This window comes from Olivibacter sp. 47 (genome assembly GCF_030372825.1).
Taxonomy (GTDB): domain Bacteria; phylum Bacteroidota; class Bacteroidia; order Sphingobacteriales; family Sphingobacteriaceae; genus Olivibacter; species Olivibacter oleidegradans.
In genome coordinates this window covers 3,673,850-3,693,099 of record NZ_JAUCNR010000001.1, presented here as the reverse complement: position 1 = coordinate 3,693,099, position 19,250 = coordinate 3,673,850, and the positions used below count along the sequence as shown (strand labels likewise).

Below are 19,250 nucleotides of genomic sequence, written 5' to 3'. Positions count from 1 at the left end.
TGGTTGAGTCGTTGAGTGGTTGAGTGGTTAAGTGGTTAAGTAGTTGAGTAGTTAAGTGGTTGAGTAGTTAAGTGGTTGAGTAGTTAAGTGGTTGAGTAGTTAAGTAGTTGAGTGGTTAAGTAGGAAATAGCCGATTATTCGTAAGTGTTTGCTTTTTTGGCACTCATGAGTCCTCGTCGTAGCATTGTGAAAATGTGATAATAAGTGGTTTGTGCAAGCCTAGTGCCTACTGCTTATAGCTTAATGCTTATTGCCTATCGCCTAAAGCCTTTAATAAAATCTTATGTCCTGCTACCCTTGTCTTATGTCCGGATTATTGTAACATCCCTGCCTATCGTGAAGATTCTCGATAGGCAGGGATAACCAGACCCTACGTTGTACCGTTGAGTATAAAACCTAGTATTGATAATCTTGATGATACTGTGTGCCAAAGCCGCTTATAGTTTGTGTATCTTCTTTAAGCACCTTGCCATTAATCTCTGCCTTATAAGTGAATTTAATCGGCGTATCGTCAAAGTTTTGGCAGGAAATGACAACCCCAGTGTCATAATGAGGAACATTAGATTCAACAACATAAGTCTTTTTGCTCGGAAAATCATCAGCTGTTAAGGTAATAGTTGTCTCGTTGGTGCGAAGTTGTCCATTTACTTTCCAGAGATTTTTTTCTTGAGATACCGTCACTCCTATGAAATTGAACGTTGCCGTTTCATCAACGCCAACACCCTCCACTGTAATTGTGTATTTTGCATTCTTCGTGTCTTCAACTTGTGGTTGTGGATCATCGTCGTCCGAGCAGGCGTTCATGGCCAATACACTGGCCGCTAAAAAACAGGATAGAAAAAATCGTTTCATAAGTGTAATTAATATGTTTTAAACTTTTGTTCTTAATTATCGAGGGATATAACTTCTTTATAAAGGCCCGAAATAATTTTCCCAAAGGTATACAGCTGAGAAAAGCTGAGCAATTCCGGTTTATGGGTGTTTTTTTCTACTGGTTTTCCGGTAGCGATCCACATCAGCAGTCTTTCACATTGAAGCGGAAATTTTTGAAAGGCGAGTATAAGGTCAACGAAATGTAATTCAATCCACTTATTATCAATGTTTCGTCATTTGCATCTCTATCAATAGGGATATCGGGAAAAGTCGATATATATTTGCTGCATGGATCAATTGGCGATTTTCAAAGCACTCTCTAATAAGACCCGGTTGGATATCCTCCAATGGCTTAAAGACCCTGAGCGGCATTTTCCTCCACAGGAGCATGCCGACTTTATGGAAGTTGGGGTTTGTGTAGGAAAGATACAGGAGAAGTGCGGCATGACACAGTCCACGGTATCAGAATACTTGGCCCTGTTATTAAAGGCCGGTCTACTGGAAGCAACAAGAATAGGACAGTGGACCTACTATAAACGTAATGAGAAGGCCTTTGAATTGTTAGGAGACTTTGTAAAATCGGCGCTATAAATTAAAAGTAAAAAGCTTGCCTCCCGTAGGGAGGGTAAAAATTCAAAAGAATGAGTACCACAAAATTGTTTGAGCCTTTTCAACTGAAGTCGTTGAATTTAAAGAATAGAATCGTTATGGCGCCTATGACACGGTCATTCTCGCCGAATGGTGTGCCCACAGATGCAGTGGCTGCATATTATAGCAAGCGGGCTGCAAGTGATGTAGGGTTAATTTTATCAGAAGGTACGGTGATTGACCGCGTATCCTCTTCGAACGACCCAAATATCCCGCATTTCTATGGCGAATCGGCCTTGGCCGGCTGGCAGCAGGTGATTAAGAGTGTACAGGCAGCAAGAGGCAGCATGGGGCCGCAGATATGGCACATGGGTATTATGGAAAATCACCATTCCGGTTGGGTTCCTGCAGCACCTTTTGAAGGGCCTTCAGATTTGGCAAGGCCGGGGTTTTCCAATGGGAGAGCCATGAGTGAAAAAGACATTGAAGACACCATACGAGCTTTTGGTAGCGCGGCAGCAGACGCAAAGCGTCTAGGCTTTGATTGTGTTGAGATACACGGGGCACATGGTTATTTAATCGATCAATTTTTCTGGGAAGCCACCAATAACCGAACAGATATTTATGGGGGCAAAACCTTATCCGAACGTTCACGTTTTGCCATAGAAGTCATCAAAGAGGTTAGAAAACAGGTTGGGGAACATTTTACCATTATTTTACGCCTATCGCAATGGAAAGGGAGCGATTATAGCTATAAACATGCAAAAACACCTGCTGAGATGGAAGCATGGTTGCAGCCCTTAGCCGACGCAGGTGTTGATATTTTTCATTGTTCACAACGTCGTTTTTGGGAAGCAGAGTTTGAGGAATCTGACTTAAACTTTGCGGGTTGGGCGAAAAAGTTGACAGGAAAGGCTACCATTACGGTTGGGTCTGTTGGCTTGTCCGGTGAGTTTTTAGCCGCGTTTAGAGGTGAAAGTTCCAACCCTAGTTCGTTGGATGAGCTTATCCGCCGATTGGATAGGGGGGATTTCGATCTTGTGGCTGTAGGACGTGCACTTTTAGCGGATCCACTCTGGGTTACGAAAATACGAGATAATCGTTCGGATGAATTAAAGGGTTTTACCCGAGAAGCCCTGGTTGAGTTGATTTAATTTAATCATGCTTTCTGATAAGAGACCTGCCGGTAGCGATTTTGTAATGACATCTGCGGTGCATTAGACATTGTTAATGCCGACGGGTCCTTCTATTTATAAACCTCGCCGTATCTCAGGCAACACCCAAAATTTCTCAAAAAGGGAGCAAAAGATTCAAATATTATATTGAACTAACAAAAGTGTTGCCATAAATGCAATAATTTTCCGTCCTTTACAATAACATTATGCCACGGGAAGAAAGTTCTTTGTGGTTGAGAAGAGATAGATGAAAGGCCAGCTTTCATGAATACCTTATAAAATAAACGTGGATGGCTAATCGCTTTTATGTGCTAAAAGGCATTATACGTAAAAGCGTTGCTCGCTTGTTCTATTTTGTATGTCAGATTCACGATGGATAGGCTAATTATCAAAGTTTATATAATCAGAATAAAACCACATGAGCGAAGATTTTCTTCAACACATTTATGAGAAACAGCATCGGGTAGAAGTAGTTCCCTCCAATAAAGTAATAGCGGAATGGGCCTTTAATTTATTGGATTTAATTTATCCGGAACGACTTACTTCTCCTAAGCAGAGTTTAACGGGGATACGGGAACGTTTTTTAAGTTTGCAAAGCGATTTGGTGAAACTTTTGGACGCAACAAAAGCTTGCAAAGACTGTAATAATCAAGCGGTAGCAGCAATTTTTTTTGAGCGCGTTCCTGACTTGTATCGTGTAATGAATACCGATGTGGAAGCTATTTTAAATGGTGATCCGGCTTCGCGGAGTAAGTTTGAAATTATTCGTACCTATCCGGGGTTTTTGGCAATTTCTCTCTATCGTATTGCTCACGCTTTGTTCAAATTGGAGGTGCCATTAATACCTCGGATATTAACAGAGCATGCACATTCGCTTACGGGGATCGATATTCATCCGGGTGCGGAAATCGGCGAGTATTTATATATCGACCATGGTACAGGGATCGTAATTGGAGAAACTACGGTTATCGGTAATCATGTTAAACTTTACCAGGGGGTAACTTTGGGCGCGTTAAGCGTGGAAAAGTTTATGGCTAATACGAAACGACATCCGACCATTGAAGATTATGTAATAATTTATGCAGGAGCTACGATTCTGGGAGGAGATACGGTGGTAGGAACACATTCGACGATCGGCGGTAATGTATGGCTTACGAAAAGTGTTCCTGCGGGATCTACGGTGTATCATCAATCGACTATCAAGGTAGTGGAAGCGGGTATAGGAAGTACCATCGTTGACCCTGGAAAGAAATAGGTATTTAAATCAAACAATGGGGTTAAGAGCATTAGTTTATTGAAATGGACATTATAGAAAGTATAGGTAATACACCGCTGGTTGAAATCAAGCGTTTAAATAAAAATCCAAAGGTAAAGTTATTCGCTAAGTTAGAGGGGAATAATCCGGGTGGAAGCGTGAAAGACAGAGCTGCCTTGAATATGATTCGCAGTGCGATGGAACGAGGTGAAATTAAAGCAGGTACCCGTCTTATTGAGGCTACTAGCGGAAATACAGGTATTGCTCTTGCCATGATTGCGGCGATCTATGGACTGGAAATTGAACTGGTCATGCCATCTAATTCTACGAGAGAGCGTACACTTACGATGGAAGCATATGGAGCAAAAGTTACTTTACTTGAATCGATAGAGGTTTGCCGGGATTATGCCGAGGAAAAAGCAGCAAATGAGAATTTTTTTATCCTAAATCAATTTGCTAATCCCGATAACTATATGGCCCATTATAAAACTACAGGACCGGAGATCTGGAACGACACGGCAGGAACCATCACCCATTTTGTAAGTTCAATGGGTACTACGGGTAGTATCATGGGCAATTCTATGTATCTGAAAGAGAAAAGTAAGGATATACAGATTGTAGGTTGTCAACCTACTGAAGAATCGTCTATACCGGGCATAAGGCGTTGGCCGGTGGAATACTTACCGAAAATATTCGATCCTTCGCGGGTAGACCGAATTATTGACGTGTCTCAGCAGGATGCTACACTTCGTGCAAGACAAATGGCCAAAGAGGAAGGCATTTTTGTAGGAATGAGTTCCGGTGGTGCGCTGCAGGCAGCACTTCAGGTGGCGGATGAGCTAGAACATGGGGTTGTTGTCTTTATAGCTTGTGATCGGGGTGACCGTTATTTGAGCAGCGATTTGTTTGGGTAGGGAGAGGGTATGACCTCCATTAAATGAAAATAAAATTGTAAATGCGATTTTATTTTTGTTAACTTTATATAACCAATTAGAAAGGAGGTTATTATGAACCTAATCCACAGAATCGAACATTGGGGTGATGCACATCACCCTCGCTGGATGGATGCTGTTAGAATTGTATTGGGTGTTGTTATTTTTGCTAAGGGTGTAAGCTTTATAGCTGATACGGATTCGGTAGCGCGTTTACTGGAAAATACCCATTTCCAATTATCCATTTGGTCGGCTGTGCATTATATTGCTTTTGCGCATTTGGTTGGCGGGATTTTTATCGCGCTGGGATTAGTAACGCGAGTGGCCATTGCCTTTCAGCTGCCAATTTTATTCGGTGCAGTGTTTTTTGTAAACATTACCAACGGTTTTAGTTTCTTAAACTCAGAATTCTGGTTCTCGCTAGTGGTTTTGCTATTATTAATCGTTTTCTTCATTGTCGGTTCAGGACGGTATTCGCTTGATCATGAAATGAGAAGGCCAGGTAATAAAAGATGGTTTTAGAAAATTACCTGAAAACAGGTATTTCGAGACCGAACAGCTTCTTTTAGCTTTGCTGTATAAACAAAGCTGTCTACATGTATTATATCAAATTTCATAACATTGATTAAGCTACCTTCTTAAGGAGGTAGTTTTTTTATTGTCTGTATTTAAATGGCTATCAAAAACCTTATATGTATCTTCCGGAACTGTTACTAATATCCGATCAGACGCATTATGGTTTTCACAATTTGCTCTATGAAGAAAAAATACCTATTCATTTATTTTCTTTTCCTCTTGGTTGCCTGCGCAAAAAAAACGGAAAAGATTTCAATTCTGACTTTTCATTATATAAAGATTATATCACCGAATTTACGTCAGGCATTATATCGGCGAAGTCAACGATTCGTATCGTGCTCAATTTCAACAGAAAGGAATGGATGCCGAATCAGGAATTGGAATCCAATCTCTTTGAGATTACACCAAAGGTTGAAGGGAAGGTTATTGCTTTATCGCAAAATACGCTGATGTTTAAACCGAGTAAACGATTAAAGCAGGATACAGAATATCAAATTTCATTTAAGTTGAAGGAGTTGATTGATGTGCCTAAAGAACTGAAAGAGTTCAATTTCACAATAAAAACGATTAAGCAAGATTTTGTGGTGCTTAGCAGAGAATTGCAATCCTACAGTTCGGAATATCAATTTCAACATGCCGTTTTGCGGACAAGCGATGAGATGGACGTACAATCAGCGGCAAAATTGATATATGCCAAACAAGGAACGGGCAAGTTGCCTATTCGCTTTGATCAGATCAAGTCGGGGACTGAATTCCGCTTTATCGTAGATAGCATCAAAAGACCGGAAAAGGATGGATCGATTCAGTTAATGTGGGACGGAAGCGACTTGGATATCGATCAAAAAGGGGAGGAAGAAATAGAAATAGCCGCAAAAGGCCATTTTAAGGTGATGAAGGCTACAGTGGCTGAGGAGAATAATCAACTGCTTTTGATTAATTTTTCAGATCCACTCAAAAAAAGTCAAGACTTTGAAGGCTTGGTGACGATTGACTCAGCAAAAAGTTTGACGTATACTGTAGACCGGAATGTGCTCAAAGTGTTTTTGAGCGAGCCCCTTAAAGGGGAGCGACTCTTAGAGGTTTTCCAGGGCGTGGAAAGTGCACAAGGGACGAAGCTTAAAAAGGGTTATACAAAAAAAGTATACTTTGAACAAACAAAACCCGGTGTGCGACTGCTTAAAAATGGGACCTTACTTCCAAGCTCGAATAACCTAAAGTTGAATTTTGAAGCGGCTAACCTAAAGGCTGTAGATGTAAAAATTTACAAGATTTATCAAGATAATATTTTGCAGTTTTTGCAGGATAATGATCTAAATGGCAGTTACAATCTGCGAAAAGTTGCTTTGCCTATTGCGAAGAAGAAAATTGAACTGACGCAAAACCGATTATATAACAATGGGAAGTGGAATGTTTTTGCCTTAGATCTCGCTTCACTGATTAAGCCGGATCCAGGTGCGATTTATCATGTCGAATTTAGCTATAAAAAAGCCTACTCTATTTATCCATGTAGTAGCCAACCGGAAGAAAACCGAGAGGAGCCGGAAGAACAAAGCTTGGAAGACGAGCAAGCGTCTTTTAGAAGCAATGAGTCTGAAGACTATCCTTACTACGACGACTATAATTGGCAAGAGAGAGAAGATCCATGTGCTAATTCATATTATTATTACGACAACAAAGTGTCAACCAACGTCTTGGCTACCGACTTGGGTGTGATTGCTAAAATGGGTAAAAACGGCTCTTATTTTTTTGCCGTGAATAACATTGTAACAACCGAAGTGGTACCGGGAGCACATATCGAACTTTATGACTATCAACAACAGAAAGTTGCTGAGGCTACTACGAACGACGAAGGAATAGCGCACTTAGACCATACAAAAAGAGGATATTTTGTTATCGTAAAGAAAGATAATAGTAGTACCTATGTAAAACTTGAAGAAGGGCTTTCTTTATCATTAAGCAATTTCGATGTCGCCGGTAACGAGCTTGAGAAAGGTTTGAAGGGGTACATTTATGGAGAACGGGGTGTTTGGCGTCCCGGAGATACTTTGTTTCTTTCGTTTATGTTAAATGATCAGGCTAATAAGCTACCGGCAAATCATCCTATAAAGCTGCGGCTAACCGATCCTAACGGAAAGTTGTTTACCCAGCTAGTACAACGATACAATGAGCGTAATTTATACCGATTTGTTATTGCTACAAAAGATGAAGCTCCTACAGGAAATTGGGAAGCTGTTGTGAGTGTTGGTGGTGCCCGGTTTTATAAAAGTATCAAAATAGAAACCATTAAACCCAACCGTTTAAAGATAAAGAACAACCTGGCCGGTCGGGTGCTACAAGCAAATAGTGCAACAACTGATGAAATTTCGGTAATCTGGTTGCATGGAGCTGTGGCTAAGAATCTGAAAGCAGAAATGCAAGCCAAGTTTTATCAAATGAAAACTACATTTAAAGGCTTGGCTAACTATGTTTTTGATGATCCGGCACGCAGCTTTAGCACCGAAGAGGTGAACGTGTTCTCCGGAAATGTTGATGAAAACGGAAAAGCAACGATTGGTATCAAACCGCAGTTACATGGGCAAGCGCCCGGTATGTTGAAGGCTTCCTTCATTACAAAGGTATATGAAAATGGTGGCGATTTTAGCACGGATGTAGCAACAGCTACTTATTCGCCTTATCAAACCTATGTGGGTTTAAAATCGCCCGAACCGAATAAATACGGTATGTTGGAAACAGGTAAAAGCAATCGATTTGATATTGTAACGGTTGATGAAAAGGGAAGACCGAAGGCAGTAGCCAACTTGGAAGTGAAAATATATAAAGTGGATTGGCGATGGTGGTGGGATGCTTCGAACGATAACCTATCAAGCTATAGTGCTTCTTCCAGCAAAACACCTTTTAAAAGTTATCGTATCAGCACCGGTACGAGTGGTAAAACGAGCGTGCAGTTTGTTGTGAACGATGAGGACTGGGGTAGATATTTTATACGTGTAACCGACTTGGACGGGGGGCACGCAAGCGGTGAGACGGTATTGATCGACTGGCCTTACTGGTCGGCTAAGACTAAAAATACCGATGGGACAAATGCAAATATGTTGGTGTTTTCTACCGATAAGCCAAAATACAATGTAGGGGAAAAGATGAAGATTTCCTTTCCTTCAAGTGAAGGGAGCCGAGCCTTGGTATCAATTGAAAGTGGCGCGAAGATTGTAAACACGTATTGGGTAGAAACAAAAAAGGGTGAGACGCAGCTAGAAGTACCTGTTACTTCTGAAATGGCACCCAATATCTATCTTTTTGTGACACTCTTACAACCACATGCTTCTACGCTGAACGACGCGCCTATTCGTTTGTATGGTGTGGTGCCTGTAGAGGTGTTGGATAAAGAAACCATTTTACAGCCCGTTCTTTCCATGCCGGATGTATTACGCCCCGAGCAAGCGGTTAGTCTGCAGGTGAAAGAGAAAAATGGAAGGGCTATGAGTTATACGATCGCTATTGTGGACGAAGGCTTACTGGATCTTACTCGTTTCAAGACGCCAAATGCTTGGGACAAGTTTTATGCGAGAGAAGCCTTAGGTGTTAAAACATGGGATGTATATAATGACGTTATAGGCGCTTATGGTGGCAAGATCAATCAGGTATTCAGCATAGGCGGTGACGAGGATATTGGAGGTGGCGAAAATAAACATGCAGATCGCTTCAAACCGGTTGTGATTTATCTGGGCCCCTTCCATCTGTCGAAAAATGAAAGCAAAACCCATCGTGTCAAATTGCCGAACTATATAGGATCGGTTCGTACGATGGTGGTTGCCGGTGATGCTAAAACGAGCGCTTATGGAAGTACAGAAAAGGCGACACCCGTTAGAAGCCCATTAATGGTATTAGCATCGCTGCCTCGGAAGATTTCTCCAGGGGAAAAAGTAACCTTACCAGTGACCGTTTTCGCTATGGAAAATCAGATAAAGAATGCACGGGTCCAGGTAAAGGTAAGCAAAGGAATAAAAGTGCTGGGGTCGAGTGCCAAATCGCTTAGCTTTAGTGGTCTGGACGAGAAGATGGTGTACTTCGATTTGGAAGTAGGTGCGTTAACCGGAATGGCAAAAGTGGAAGTCGTGGCAAGCTCGGGTAATGAAAGGGCATCATATCCGGTGGAGATCGATGTCAAAAATCCGAATCCGATAACCCACGATTATAAAGAACTGGTATTGAAAGCCAACGAAGAGCAGACACTCACTTGGGAGCCTTTTGGTGTAGATGGTAGTAACAAAGCGCGTATAGAGCTTTCCTCTTTTCCTTCTATAGACCTTAATGCCCGGTTGAATTATTTGATTCAATATCCTCACGGTTGTTTAGAACAGACAACATCCAGTGTTTTTCCGCAATTGTACCTTGGCGATATTGTTGATTTAGAAGCTGCCAAGCGCGAAGCTATTCAACGAAATGTAGTTGAAGGTATCAGCAAACTCGCCGGGTTTCAATTACCGGACGGGGGATTTGTTTATTGGCCCGGCTTATCGTCAGCCGACGATTGGAGTACGTCCTATGCGGGGCACTTTTTGTTAGAGGCGGAGACAAAAGGATATGTTTTGCCGATTGATTTTAAAAACAAATGGATAAGCTATCAACAGCGAGCGGCAAGACAATGGCGTATGGAGACACATCCCGGTAGCGATTTCGCGCAGGCTTATCGATTGTATACCTTGGCATTAGCAGGTGCTCCTGATTTGGCCTCGATGAACCGTTTAAGGGAAACGGTAGGTATTTCTAATGAAGCTCGTTTACGTCTTGCTGCCGCCTATGTATTGGCGGGACAAAAGCACGCCGGTAATGAATTACTGAAAATTAGCAGTATCAATAACGTTAATAATGCTTATAGCTATTATTATTACGGTTCGCCGGAACGCAATCGAGCAATGGTGCTGGAAACTCTGTTATTGTTGAACCGAACGGTCGATGCATTTGCGCTTGCTACGAAAATAGCAAAAGACCTGTCGTCCGGTGCATGGATGAGTACCCAAACCACTGCTTACAGCTTATATTCGATCGCTAAATTTGCAAAATTGAATGGCAAAAACGGTGTTAATGCTCGTTTTAGTTACCATGGGCAAAGTGCGGATGTCAAAACTACAAAATCGTTTATAGACAAGGGCTTACAAATAAATAAGGGACTGAATAGTATCAAAATTAGAAACAATGATAAAAATACTTTGTATGTTAAACTCTTAAACAGTGGTGTTTTACCGGTTGGCCGAGAACAGGTAATTCAGCGAAATTTAACCGTGCAGGTTGAATTCGTAGATAGGGCCGGTAAGGCATTAGACATACATACCCTTAAGCAAGGTACGGAATTTGTTGCCTTGGTAGCCGTTAAGAACCAAAGCTTGGATCGTGTGGAGAATTTGGCATTGACGCAGATTTTACCTTCCGGTTGGGAAATTGTAAATACTCGATATACTGATTATGGGGCTTTTGGACAGAATAAAGCGGATTATATTGATATACGGGATGATCGAAGTTCTTTTTATTTTTCGTTAAACGGCAACGAGAGCCGCACGTTTAAGATTTTATTAAATGCATCTTATCTTGGTAGATATTATTTACCGGGGGTACAGTGTGAGGGAATGTATGATCATTCTTTCTTAACGCGAACAAAAGGAACTTGGGTAGAAGTTGTTGATTATTAGTTATTAGGTGTTAGCAGTAGGTGTTAGGGTTTAGTTATTTATTGGTTGTTGGTTATTAGTTATTAGTTGTTAGGTGTTAGCAGTTAGGTGTTAGGGTTTAGTTATTGGTTGTTAGTTATTAGTTGTTAGGTGTTAGCAGTTAGGTGTTAGGGTTTAGTTATTGGTTGTTGGTTGTTAGTTATTAGTTGTTAGTTATTGGTTATTAGTGATTAGTGATCGGAATTTAGTTGCTGGTTATTGAACGACTTAACTACTCAACCACTTAACTTAATTCAGGCATAAAATAATAGTATGGAGACAATAGGCGTTAGGCTTGCAGACCGCCTATTATCACATTGGCTAATTACGCACTCAACTACGCAAGCATTTAACTACTTAACGTAAAATAAAAATTGAATTGTTGAAAAAAAAGTTACTACTTGTTAAGCATTGGATTGGGCAAAATAAAAAGAAGAGTATAGCTATTTTATTCATCCTGTTGGTTTATTATTTTTCGTTGCCCCGAAAGCTTTTTGACGATCCGTATGTGACCGTAATTGAGGATACACAGGGACAGCTCCTCGGAGCGAAGATTGCATCTGATGGACAATGGCGTTTTCCTGAGCGGGATTCGCTTCCTGAAAAGTTTAAACAGTGCATTGTCAATTATGAAGATCAGCATTTTTATTACCATCCGGGCTTCAATCCAGTGGCCATGTTCAAGGCACTGGTTCAGAATACTAGAGCCAAATCCATTGTACGTGGAGGTAGTACGCTTACACAACAGGTAATCAGGCTTTCAAGGAACGGAAAGCGCCGTACTTATTGGGAAAAACTAATTGAGCTGTTTCTAGCCACCCGACTTGAGCTTAGGTATTGTAAAGATAAAATCCTGAATTTATATGGTGCGCATGCCCCCTTTGGAGGTAATGTTGTAGGACTTGAAATGGCTTCCTGGCGTTACTTTGGAACAGACCCAAACCAGCTTTCGTGGGCAGAGGCCGCTACATTAGCGGTCCTTCCCAATGCTCCCGGTCTTATTTACCCGGGAAAAAATCAACAGCTATTGCTCAAGAAAAGAAACCATCTTTTACATAAGCTCTATCATGAAAAACTGATTGACTCGCTTACTTATACGCTTTCTCTTGCGGAACCACTGCCTCAAAAACCGTATGATCTACCGCAAATTGCTCCACATTTACTGGCTAAATTAACCAAAACAGACCGTGGAAGACGGATAAGGACAAGCCTGCAATTAGGTCTTCAACAACGTGTTAATCAACTGGCTAAACAATATTATCTCCAATATAAACAAAATGAAATTTACAATCTGGCAGTTTTAGTGGTTGATGTCAGGAGCAGAAACATATTGGCTTATGTGGGAAATGCGCCGACTGATAAATGGCATCAAAAGGACGTCGATATCATAGAAGCACCAAGAAGTACCGGGAGTATATTGAAACCGCTACTTTATGCCGCAATGCTCAATGATGGCAAGCTACTGCCAAATACCTTGGTGGCTGACGTACCAACCCAGATAGCTGGATATAGTCCCGAAAATTTTAATAGAACTTACGATGGGGCTGTACCAGCCCATAGTGCTTTGGCGAGATCGCTAAATATTCCTGCGGTATTAATGCTTCAACAGTATGGTATCTATAAATTTTATGAAGAATTACAGAAGTTCAAGTTAAAAAATATCAATAAGCATCCCGACCACTATGGTCTTTCTTTAATTCTAGGTGGAGCCGAATCCAACCTGTGGGATTTATGTCGCACTTATGCTAACTTATCCTCTACCTTGAATTATTACAATATCGGTAGCAAATATCGTGAAGATGAATTTGCGGAATTGAATTTGTATGCGAATAATCAGGTGATGTTTGGTGAAGAAACCAGGCAGGAACCGGTTTTGGATGCAGGCTCTATTTGGCTGACTTATAATGCGATGAAGGAAGTGAATAGGCCCAGTGGCGACGAAGCTTGGAAATTTTATGATTCGGCTTTGGAAATTGCTTGGAAAACAGGCACCAGTTTTGGAAATAGGGATGCATGGGCTATTGGTACCACCAAGAACTATGTGGTGGGGGTATGGGTAGGGAATGCAACGGGGGAAGGGCGACCGCTTCTAACGGGAGTTGGAAGTGCAGCTCCTTTATTATTTGATGTCTTTCGGCTCCTGCCCAGAACAACTTGGTTTACCGGTCCGGTCGATAACTTAATAGCAGAGGAAGTGTGCACTGTAAGCGGTTATTTGGCAACCGACCATTGTCCAAAACAAAAGGCTTATATTCCGATTAATGGTATACGAACAAAAACCTGTCCGTATCATCAATTGATTCACCTCGACCGTACCGGCCGATTTCGCGTGAACAGTAGTTGCGAAGCTGTTGACCAGCTAGTTACCCAAAGTTGGTTTGTTTTACCACCGGTTATGGCGTGGTACTATAAAAGTAAACACGCAGATTATAAAGTGCTTCCGCCCTTCCGAGCCGATTGCCTGGGAGCACAGATAGCACGTATGGATTTCATTTATCCGAAGGATTATGCTAGTAAAATCTATTTAACAAAAGATTTTAACGGAATTGTGCAACCTGTAATTCTGAAAGTAGCGCATGCCTTGGATCATACGAAACTCTTTTGGTATGTGAATAAGGAGTTTCTGGGAACTACCGAGACCTTTCATGAGATGCCGTTAAATTTAAAATCAGGCAACTATTTTATCACTGTAACTGATGAAAATGGTATGGAGATAAATAGGAAAATTGAGTTAATTAATGAATAGCTTAGCCCTAAGGTGCTAAGCTTTACGCAAAGAACTATTTCCCTATTTAACAAGCAAGGAAAAAACACTCAAGTAATTACAGCAAACGATAATCAGTTGCTAATTTTATGACGGAAATAATATTGTTTACTTCAAATTTTCCATCAATTTTTTTCTGTGACTCTCTACGGTATGTGGACTGATAAAAAGTTGATCAGCAACTTGCTGCGTTGTCAGACCTTTACCGATAAGCTGTAAGACTTCCTTCTCCCGTCGGGTTATCAGTGGAACCGTTATGTGTTGATCGGCTTCGGCATTGGCCATTGTCGTACGCGTAGCAGAGCATAAATACTTTTGTCCCCGCGCAACCGTTCGTATCGCTTCCAGAATTTCGTCGCCAGGGGCATTCTTGATAACATAACCTAAGGCACCATTCTGCAGCATGCTCCGAATTACTGCATGTTCGTTGTGTAAACTTAGTGCTATTATTTTTAAACCGGGATGGTTTCGCTTTAAATCACTGCATAAGTTAATTCCGTTCATATCAGGTAGGTTGATGTCTAAAAGAATGACGTCTACGTCCATTCCTTTCAATGCATCTATGGCCTCTTTTCCTGATTTGTACGACTCAATCAGGGAAATATCTTCATGTGTGAAGAACAAATTCTTTAAACCGTCAATTACGATGGGATGATCGTCTATTATAATAACCTTTATCATGATTTAATATTACATTCTATAGTGAAAGTGGTGCCATTGCCGATTTGCGAGTGAACATCGAGCTCGCCTTGAATATATTCGATGCGGGAAAGTATATTGGTAAGGCCGTTGCCCGCTCTGTTTTTAACCAATAGTGTTTTATCAAAGCCGATCCCGTTATCTTCTACAGTTAACGTTACCTTGTCTTCGCTTTTCAAGAGTTGGACAAAAATGGTACTGGCCTTTGCATGACGAATGGCATTCGTTACCAATTCTTGCATGATTCGATATAAGATCAATTCCTTTTCCTGTGTTAGTTCATTATTATAGTGAAATATCTGGCAGACGAGTTGTATTCCCTTGTTTCGCATACGTGAGCAATACGACTTAATGGCCTCGCCAAGACCGTATTTTAAGAGCGTCTCAGGCATCAAGTTCTGCGAGATGAATCGTAGCTCATCTACGGCATAGTCAATTTTTTTTAAAGGGTCGGTGAGCTTCGTATGTTTATTTTCCTTTTTTAAAGCACTGGACAGTTCGATTTTTAATGCTGATAACAAGCCTCCCAGACCATCGTGAAGATCACGTGCGATTCGTGTTCGCTCGGACTCTTGCCCGTTTAACATCGCTGATAACAAGGATATCTGGTTGTGCTGACTGATCTTATCCATCTCCAGTTGATGTAGCTTTTTATGTTGTATTAACTGCTTCTTATGATGACGATTGGATTGAAAATACAAGACAGCTAAGGTCAATAATAAAAGAGATGTGGCCGTCAATAAGCCGGTATAAAGGCGATTTTTTTGCAAGGCAAAAGATTTAACTTCGTTTTCATGTAGTAATTGTAAAATTTGTTTTTGCTTATTTGCGTTTTGGAATTTCTCCTCAATTTCATTCAGGTTCGCCTTTTTTTCCGATTCATTTAGGCTGTCGGCGAGGTGCGCATATAAGGATTTAGCTTCGTATGCATGCTTATAATCACCAATTTTTTCATAGATGTCAGCTAAATCATCCAATGCACCTAACTGGCTGCCTTTTAAATTTAGGCGAACGTTCTCCTGTGCATAGGCTAAAGCTCGTTGATTATCACCCATGGCCTGCTTCAGCTTTACCAAAGTTCCTAAGATATTGCTCTGGGCAAGCGCATCGGTCTCTTTTTTTGCAATAGAAAGCCCCTTTAGTAAGTCTTTCTCCGCCGGTTGATATTGCTTCTTTTCGAAGGCGTACAGTCCGCGATAGTTGTAATACCAGCTCCACACTTCCTGACGATCATTGGCCTTTAATAAATAATTTTTGGCTTCGTCCAGGTACGGTTTCATCTCGTCAATTCGATCGCTTCTATAATAACAAGCGGCTAAGTTTACGTAGGAATAAGCGAATCGCGCATATTGTTTGCGTTCAACTATTTTTACGGCTACGCTTTTCTTAAAATACTGTATCGCTTTCTCATATTGGCTGATATTCATAAACCAGACTCCGATATTATTATATAGATTTCCCAAGGTGACCTGATCACCTACTTTGTAAGCCAGTGGCACGAGAGAAAGCGCTTCGTTGAGGGCTTTATCCGGTTCCTTACTGATTTTTAACGTAAGGTGATTCTGCTTAATAAAGAGCAGTAGCTTCTGATTTCGGACATTGGAATACTGTAGCAATAAATGCTCGGCCTTTTGATAATAGCTTTCAGCGCTATCTTGCAAATAATAAATTTGAAAGAATCTTGCCAACGATGCATACGCGTTGGCAATGTAGTAGTCTTCTCCGCTTGATAAGGCAAGACTTAACCCTTTTTTTAGGGCTTGAAAACCACCTGAACTATCGGACGAGGCTAAATGACTGCCAATACCAACATATAAACGTGCTTTTAAAGTATCGGAATGAGCATTTTTGAGTTCTCTTTTTAAGCTGTCAATTAATGGGGATTGCTGTTTACCGCGCAAGGGCAAAACAATCGTCATAATCAACAAGCTAAAAAGCGTATATCTAACCGTGGACCTCATATTTTTGGCAAGTTAGTTTTTTTGACGAAGTGGAACAAAGCAAATAGTAAAACCCCGATTTTCAGGGAGCTTATAAAAATACATGATTTCTGCTAGTTTTTTTAGTCTGTGACATGGGCTCATTTGTACGAATGAGGAAAATACCTGAAAACAACTATTTTATGTATGCATAATAAATTATATCTTTGCAAGGTTGAATCGAGATTAGATTAAACACACATGAAAAACCAGGCAAGTGGCTTCACTTGCCTTTTTTGTAGTCTGCACATTTGCTTCGAAGACACTCGTTTGTGAAATCCCGATTTTCAGCTATTTTGCTACGCTCGCTAAAACCTTACTTTTGTGCAAGTGACAACATCCGTTGTCACATTCTTTTAAGTGCAAATAATGAGAAGTAAATTAACGATCTTGCTGACGCTAACACTGGGAATGGCTTACGGACAAAGCCCCTTTATCGGTAGTTACAATGGATCACAAAGAGAGGCTGCCTTAGAGCTATACATCTTGCCGCAACATCATTTTGTTTTTGCTATGAGCTATGGTGCAATAGATCGAACAATTGTTGGAAAATGGGAGCAGAAAGGCGAAAAGATTTTCTTCCAAGAAACAAAGAGCGCCGATCGTGATGCGTTTATAGTCTATGAAGGAATTGATAAAGAACTTTTAGCGGAAAGTGAATTTGTCTTCAAAAATTTTAGCCAAAATACCGGCACTGCATTTCGGATACTTCCTGAGTTTCATCCCGATAGTATGAAGCTAATACATCTAAGAGATGAAAATACATTTAGTATGACCAATAGGCTAAGTGTTACACCCAAAGCGCATTCTTCGTTCTTCCTGAGCGCCCCCAACAATAGTGTGGAAAATGACGTGTATGAATTTAAGCCGGCAACCACTTCAAATACCCTGTATTTGTATTATAATCACGACACGAATTACGATACCTTTCAAATGGAGGCCTATCTAAAAGGGGATAGTCTTTACATGAGCGACGGTGCGGGGGAAAGATTCTTTGCTGTGAAAGGTACGCTAAATTCCGACTATGAAGCATTGTTATCCGATGCTACAGAAAATCAGCGCATTCCGCTGCAACTTGAGGTAGAAGGACTTAATGGCAAAAGAATAATCCTTCAACGTTTAAGGCCCGTAAAACAGTTTAAGTGTTTACTCCATCTAGATGAAAATTCAGCCTATTTTTCCGATCACGAGAACGGAGCAGCTCCTACATCGCCTCCGATATTACACTAACTTGCTATGCATTTGCAGTTGAGCAGTATACTAACTGCAAAAACTCAGAAATTATCTGCTTCTGAGATAGAGAATATCGCAACACAATTAATATGCCTTACGTTAACAATCAGTTGAAGTCAATATACCGTACCAAAAGGCTGGCGAATGTATCGTTGACACTGTCGGCCTTCGCAGCACTGTGGTTTTTTCTCTTATTTGTTGTTGAAAATACAAATTTGTGGGTATATGGTGTATTATTACCTGCACCAATTGCTTTGGTCTCAGCCATTGCATCGTTAATGATTAAAAAAAGCGACAGAGCCTGGTGGGCATTAATTGTGGCTTTAGGTTATAGCGGAATTTTAATTTTTATCGCGTACCTGCTTAACCATATGTGTGTGATTTGCTAAATAGTTAATTCCACAGGGCCGCCAATAGGATAGCCCGTGCAAGTTAGTACGTAACCTTCAGCAAGCGCATGCTCTCCTAAAACCTCGTTATAGCGCATCCACACGTTACCGGTAGAGCAGATTGCGGCGCAGGTACCGCATTGTCCGGTTTCGCAGCTATAGGGTAAGGCTTTGCCATGTTTTTTAGCGGTTTCTAAGATGGATATAGGATATTTAACCTGAATGGTGAAAGTTTCTCCCTTATAATGTATGGTAACAGGATACGCCTTCCTTTCAGGTGGTTCCGGCAGTTGATAGAGCGGAGCGTCCACAATAAAAAGTTCTTTTTTTATGTGGTCGGACCGCACACCTTCAGCACGTAACTTAATATTGATCATGCGCATATAAGCGTTCGGTCCACATAGATAAAAAAGAATATGATCATCCTTATAAAGGTTGTACTTTTGCGCCAGTTGATCCAAAACGCCTTGGCTCAGCCTACCCTCTGTTAACGGAGCTGATTCGCTAAAAAGTAATTCGAGCATAAAACGCTCTTTAAACACGTCTTTCAATCGCAAAATTTCGTTCAAAAATATGGTTGAAAACGCGTTCTTATTACTATAAATTAAAATGACACTGTTTTCTGATCCGTAAAGAATAGATTTAATCTGGGAAAATATAGGCGTAATACCACTGCCGGCAGCTAAAAAACAAAAAAGCAGATGACGGTCATAAGAATCCGGTAGAACAAAAAGGCCGCTGGCACCGATGCTATTAAGTAGATCCCCCTCTTTCGCATGGTCTACCAGCTTTCGAGAGAATTCGCCATTTGGTATTTTTTTTACCGTTATCGTGAGCGGTTCGCTCAAAAGAGGGGATGAGCTGATTGAATAACTTCTCCTTACTTCTTCACCATTGTTGTGCTTAAATAATAATGTCAAAAATTGGCCTGATTTATAAACAAGCGGCTTACTTTCCACTGATTCCAAAACGAAAGACTTCGTGTCAGGCGCTTCTGTTTTAATAGATTTTATGCGTAAAACGATCGAAAGATTGTCCATAACCTTCTTATCCACCCAAGATAGCAAATCCTTTCTGTTGAACAA

The 19,250-nt window shown here is 40.9% G+C and carries 12 protein-coding genes; 8 read left to right on the top strand and 4 right to left on the bottom strand.

The annotated features are described in order from the left end of the window. Nucleotides 1-396 precede the first annotated feature (396 nt). Entirely contained in the window at nt 397-852 is a 456-nt protein-coding gene (locus QT327_RS16155) for a hypothetical protein (protein ID WP_289553356.1), read from the bottom strand. Nucleotides 853-1,161: 309 nt separating this feature from the next. Between QT327_RS16155 and QT327_RS16150 the strand changes: the two genes are divergently transcribed. The 7 genes from QT327_RS16150 (at nt 1,162) to pbpC (ending at nt 13,847) form a co-directional block, all read left to right on the top strand. Continuing rightward, entirely contained in the window at nt 1,162-1,464 is a 303-nt protein-coding gene (locus QT327_RS16150; protein WP_130855690.1) for an ArsR/SmtB family transcription factor, read from the top strand. A 50-nt stretch (nt 1,465-1,514) separates the two neighbouring features. Beyond that, entirely contained in the window at nt 1,515-2,615 is a 1,101-nt protein-coding gene (locus QT327_RS16145) for an NADH:flavin oxidoreductase (protein WP_130855691.1), read from the top strand. A 439-nt stretch (nt 2,616-3,054) separates the two neighbouring features. Beyond that, on the top strand, nt 3,055-3,891 hold the full coding sequence (gene epsC / locus QT327_RS16140) for a serine O-acetyltransferase EpsC (protein ID WP_130855692.1): 837 nt from the start codon (nt 3,055-3,057) through the stop codon (nt 3,889-3,891). A gap of 44 nt (nt 3,892-3,935) precedes the next feature. Beyond that, the gene (gene cysM / locus QT327_RS16135) at nt 3,936-4,805 is read left to right on the top strand and encodes a cysteine synthase CysM (RefSeq protein WP_289553355.1); all 870 of its coding nucleotides are present in this window, start codon (nt 3,936-3,938) and stop codon (nt 4,803-4,805) included. Between the two features lie 93 nt (nt 4,806-4,898). Beyond that, entirely contained in the window at nt 4,899-5,345 is a 447-nt protein-coding gene (locus tag QT327_RS16130) for a DoxX family protein (RefSeq protein WP_013667372.1), read from the top strand. A 170-nt stretch (nt 5,346-5,515) separates the two neighbouring features. Next, nucleotides 5,516-11,083, top strand: a complete 5,568-nt coding sequence (locus tag QT327_RS16125) for an alpha-2-macroglobulin family protein (protein ID WP_289553353.1) — start codon at nt 5,516-5,518, stop codon at nt 11,081-11,083. A 400-nt stretch (nt 11,084-11,483) separates the two neighbouring features. Further along, a complete protein-coding gene (gene pbpC / locus QT327_RS16120) occupies nt 11,484-13,847 on the top strand; it encodes a penicillin-binding protein 1C (protein ID WP_289553352.1) in 2,364 nt (787 codons plus the stop codon). 126 nt (nt 13,848-13,973) lie between these two features. On the opposite strand, the gene QT327_RS16115 is transcribed toward pbpC, so the two are convergent. Then, nucleotides 13,974-14,546 (bottom strand): response regulator transcription factor, encoded by a 573-nt coding sequence (locus QT327_RS16115; protein WP_289553351.1) that lies wholly within the window; start codon nt 14,544-14,546, stop codon nt 13,974-13,976. Further along, on the bottom strand, nt 14,543-16,525 hold the full coding sequence (locus tag QT327_RS16110; protein WP_289553349.1) for a tetratricopeptide repeat-containing sensor histidine kinase: 1,983 nt from the start codon (nt 16,523-16,525) through the stop codon (nt 14,543-14,545). Before QT327_RS16110 ends, QT327_RS16115 begins: the two co-directional genes overlap by 4 nt. 387 nt (nt 16,526-16,912) lie before the next feature. On the opposite strand from QT327_RS16110, the gene QT327_RS16105 reads away from it, so the two are divergent. Next, nucleotides 16,913-17,773 (top strand): hypothetical protein, encoded by an 861-nt coding sequence (locus QT327_RS16105; protein WP_289553348.1) that lies wholly within the window; start codon nt 16,913-16,915, stop codon nt 17,771-17,773. Between the two features lie 388 nt (nt 17,774-18,161). On the opposite strand, the gene QT327_RS16100 is transcribed toward QT327_RS16105, so the two are convergent. Next, nucleotides 18,162-19,250, bottom strand: coding sequence for a flavin reductase family protein (locus QT327_RS16100; RefSeq protein ID WP_130855699.1), 1,089 nt, complete (start codon nt 19,248-19,250; stop codon nt 18,162-18,164).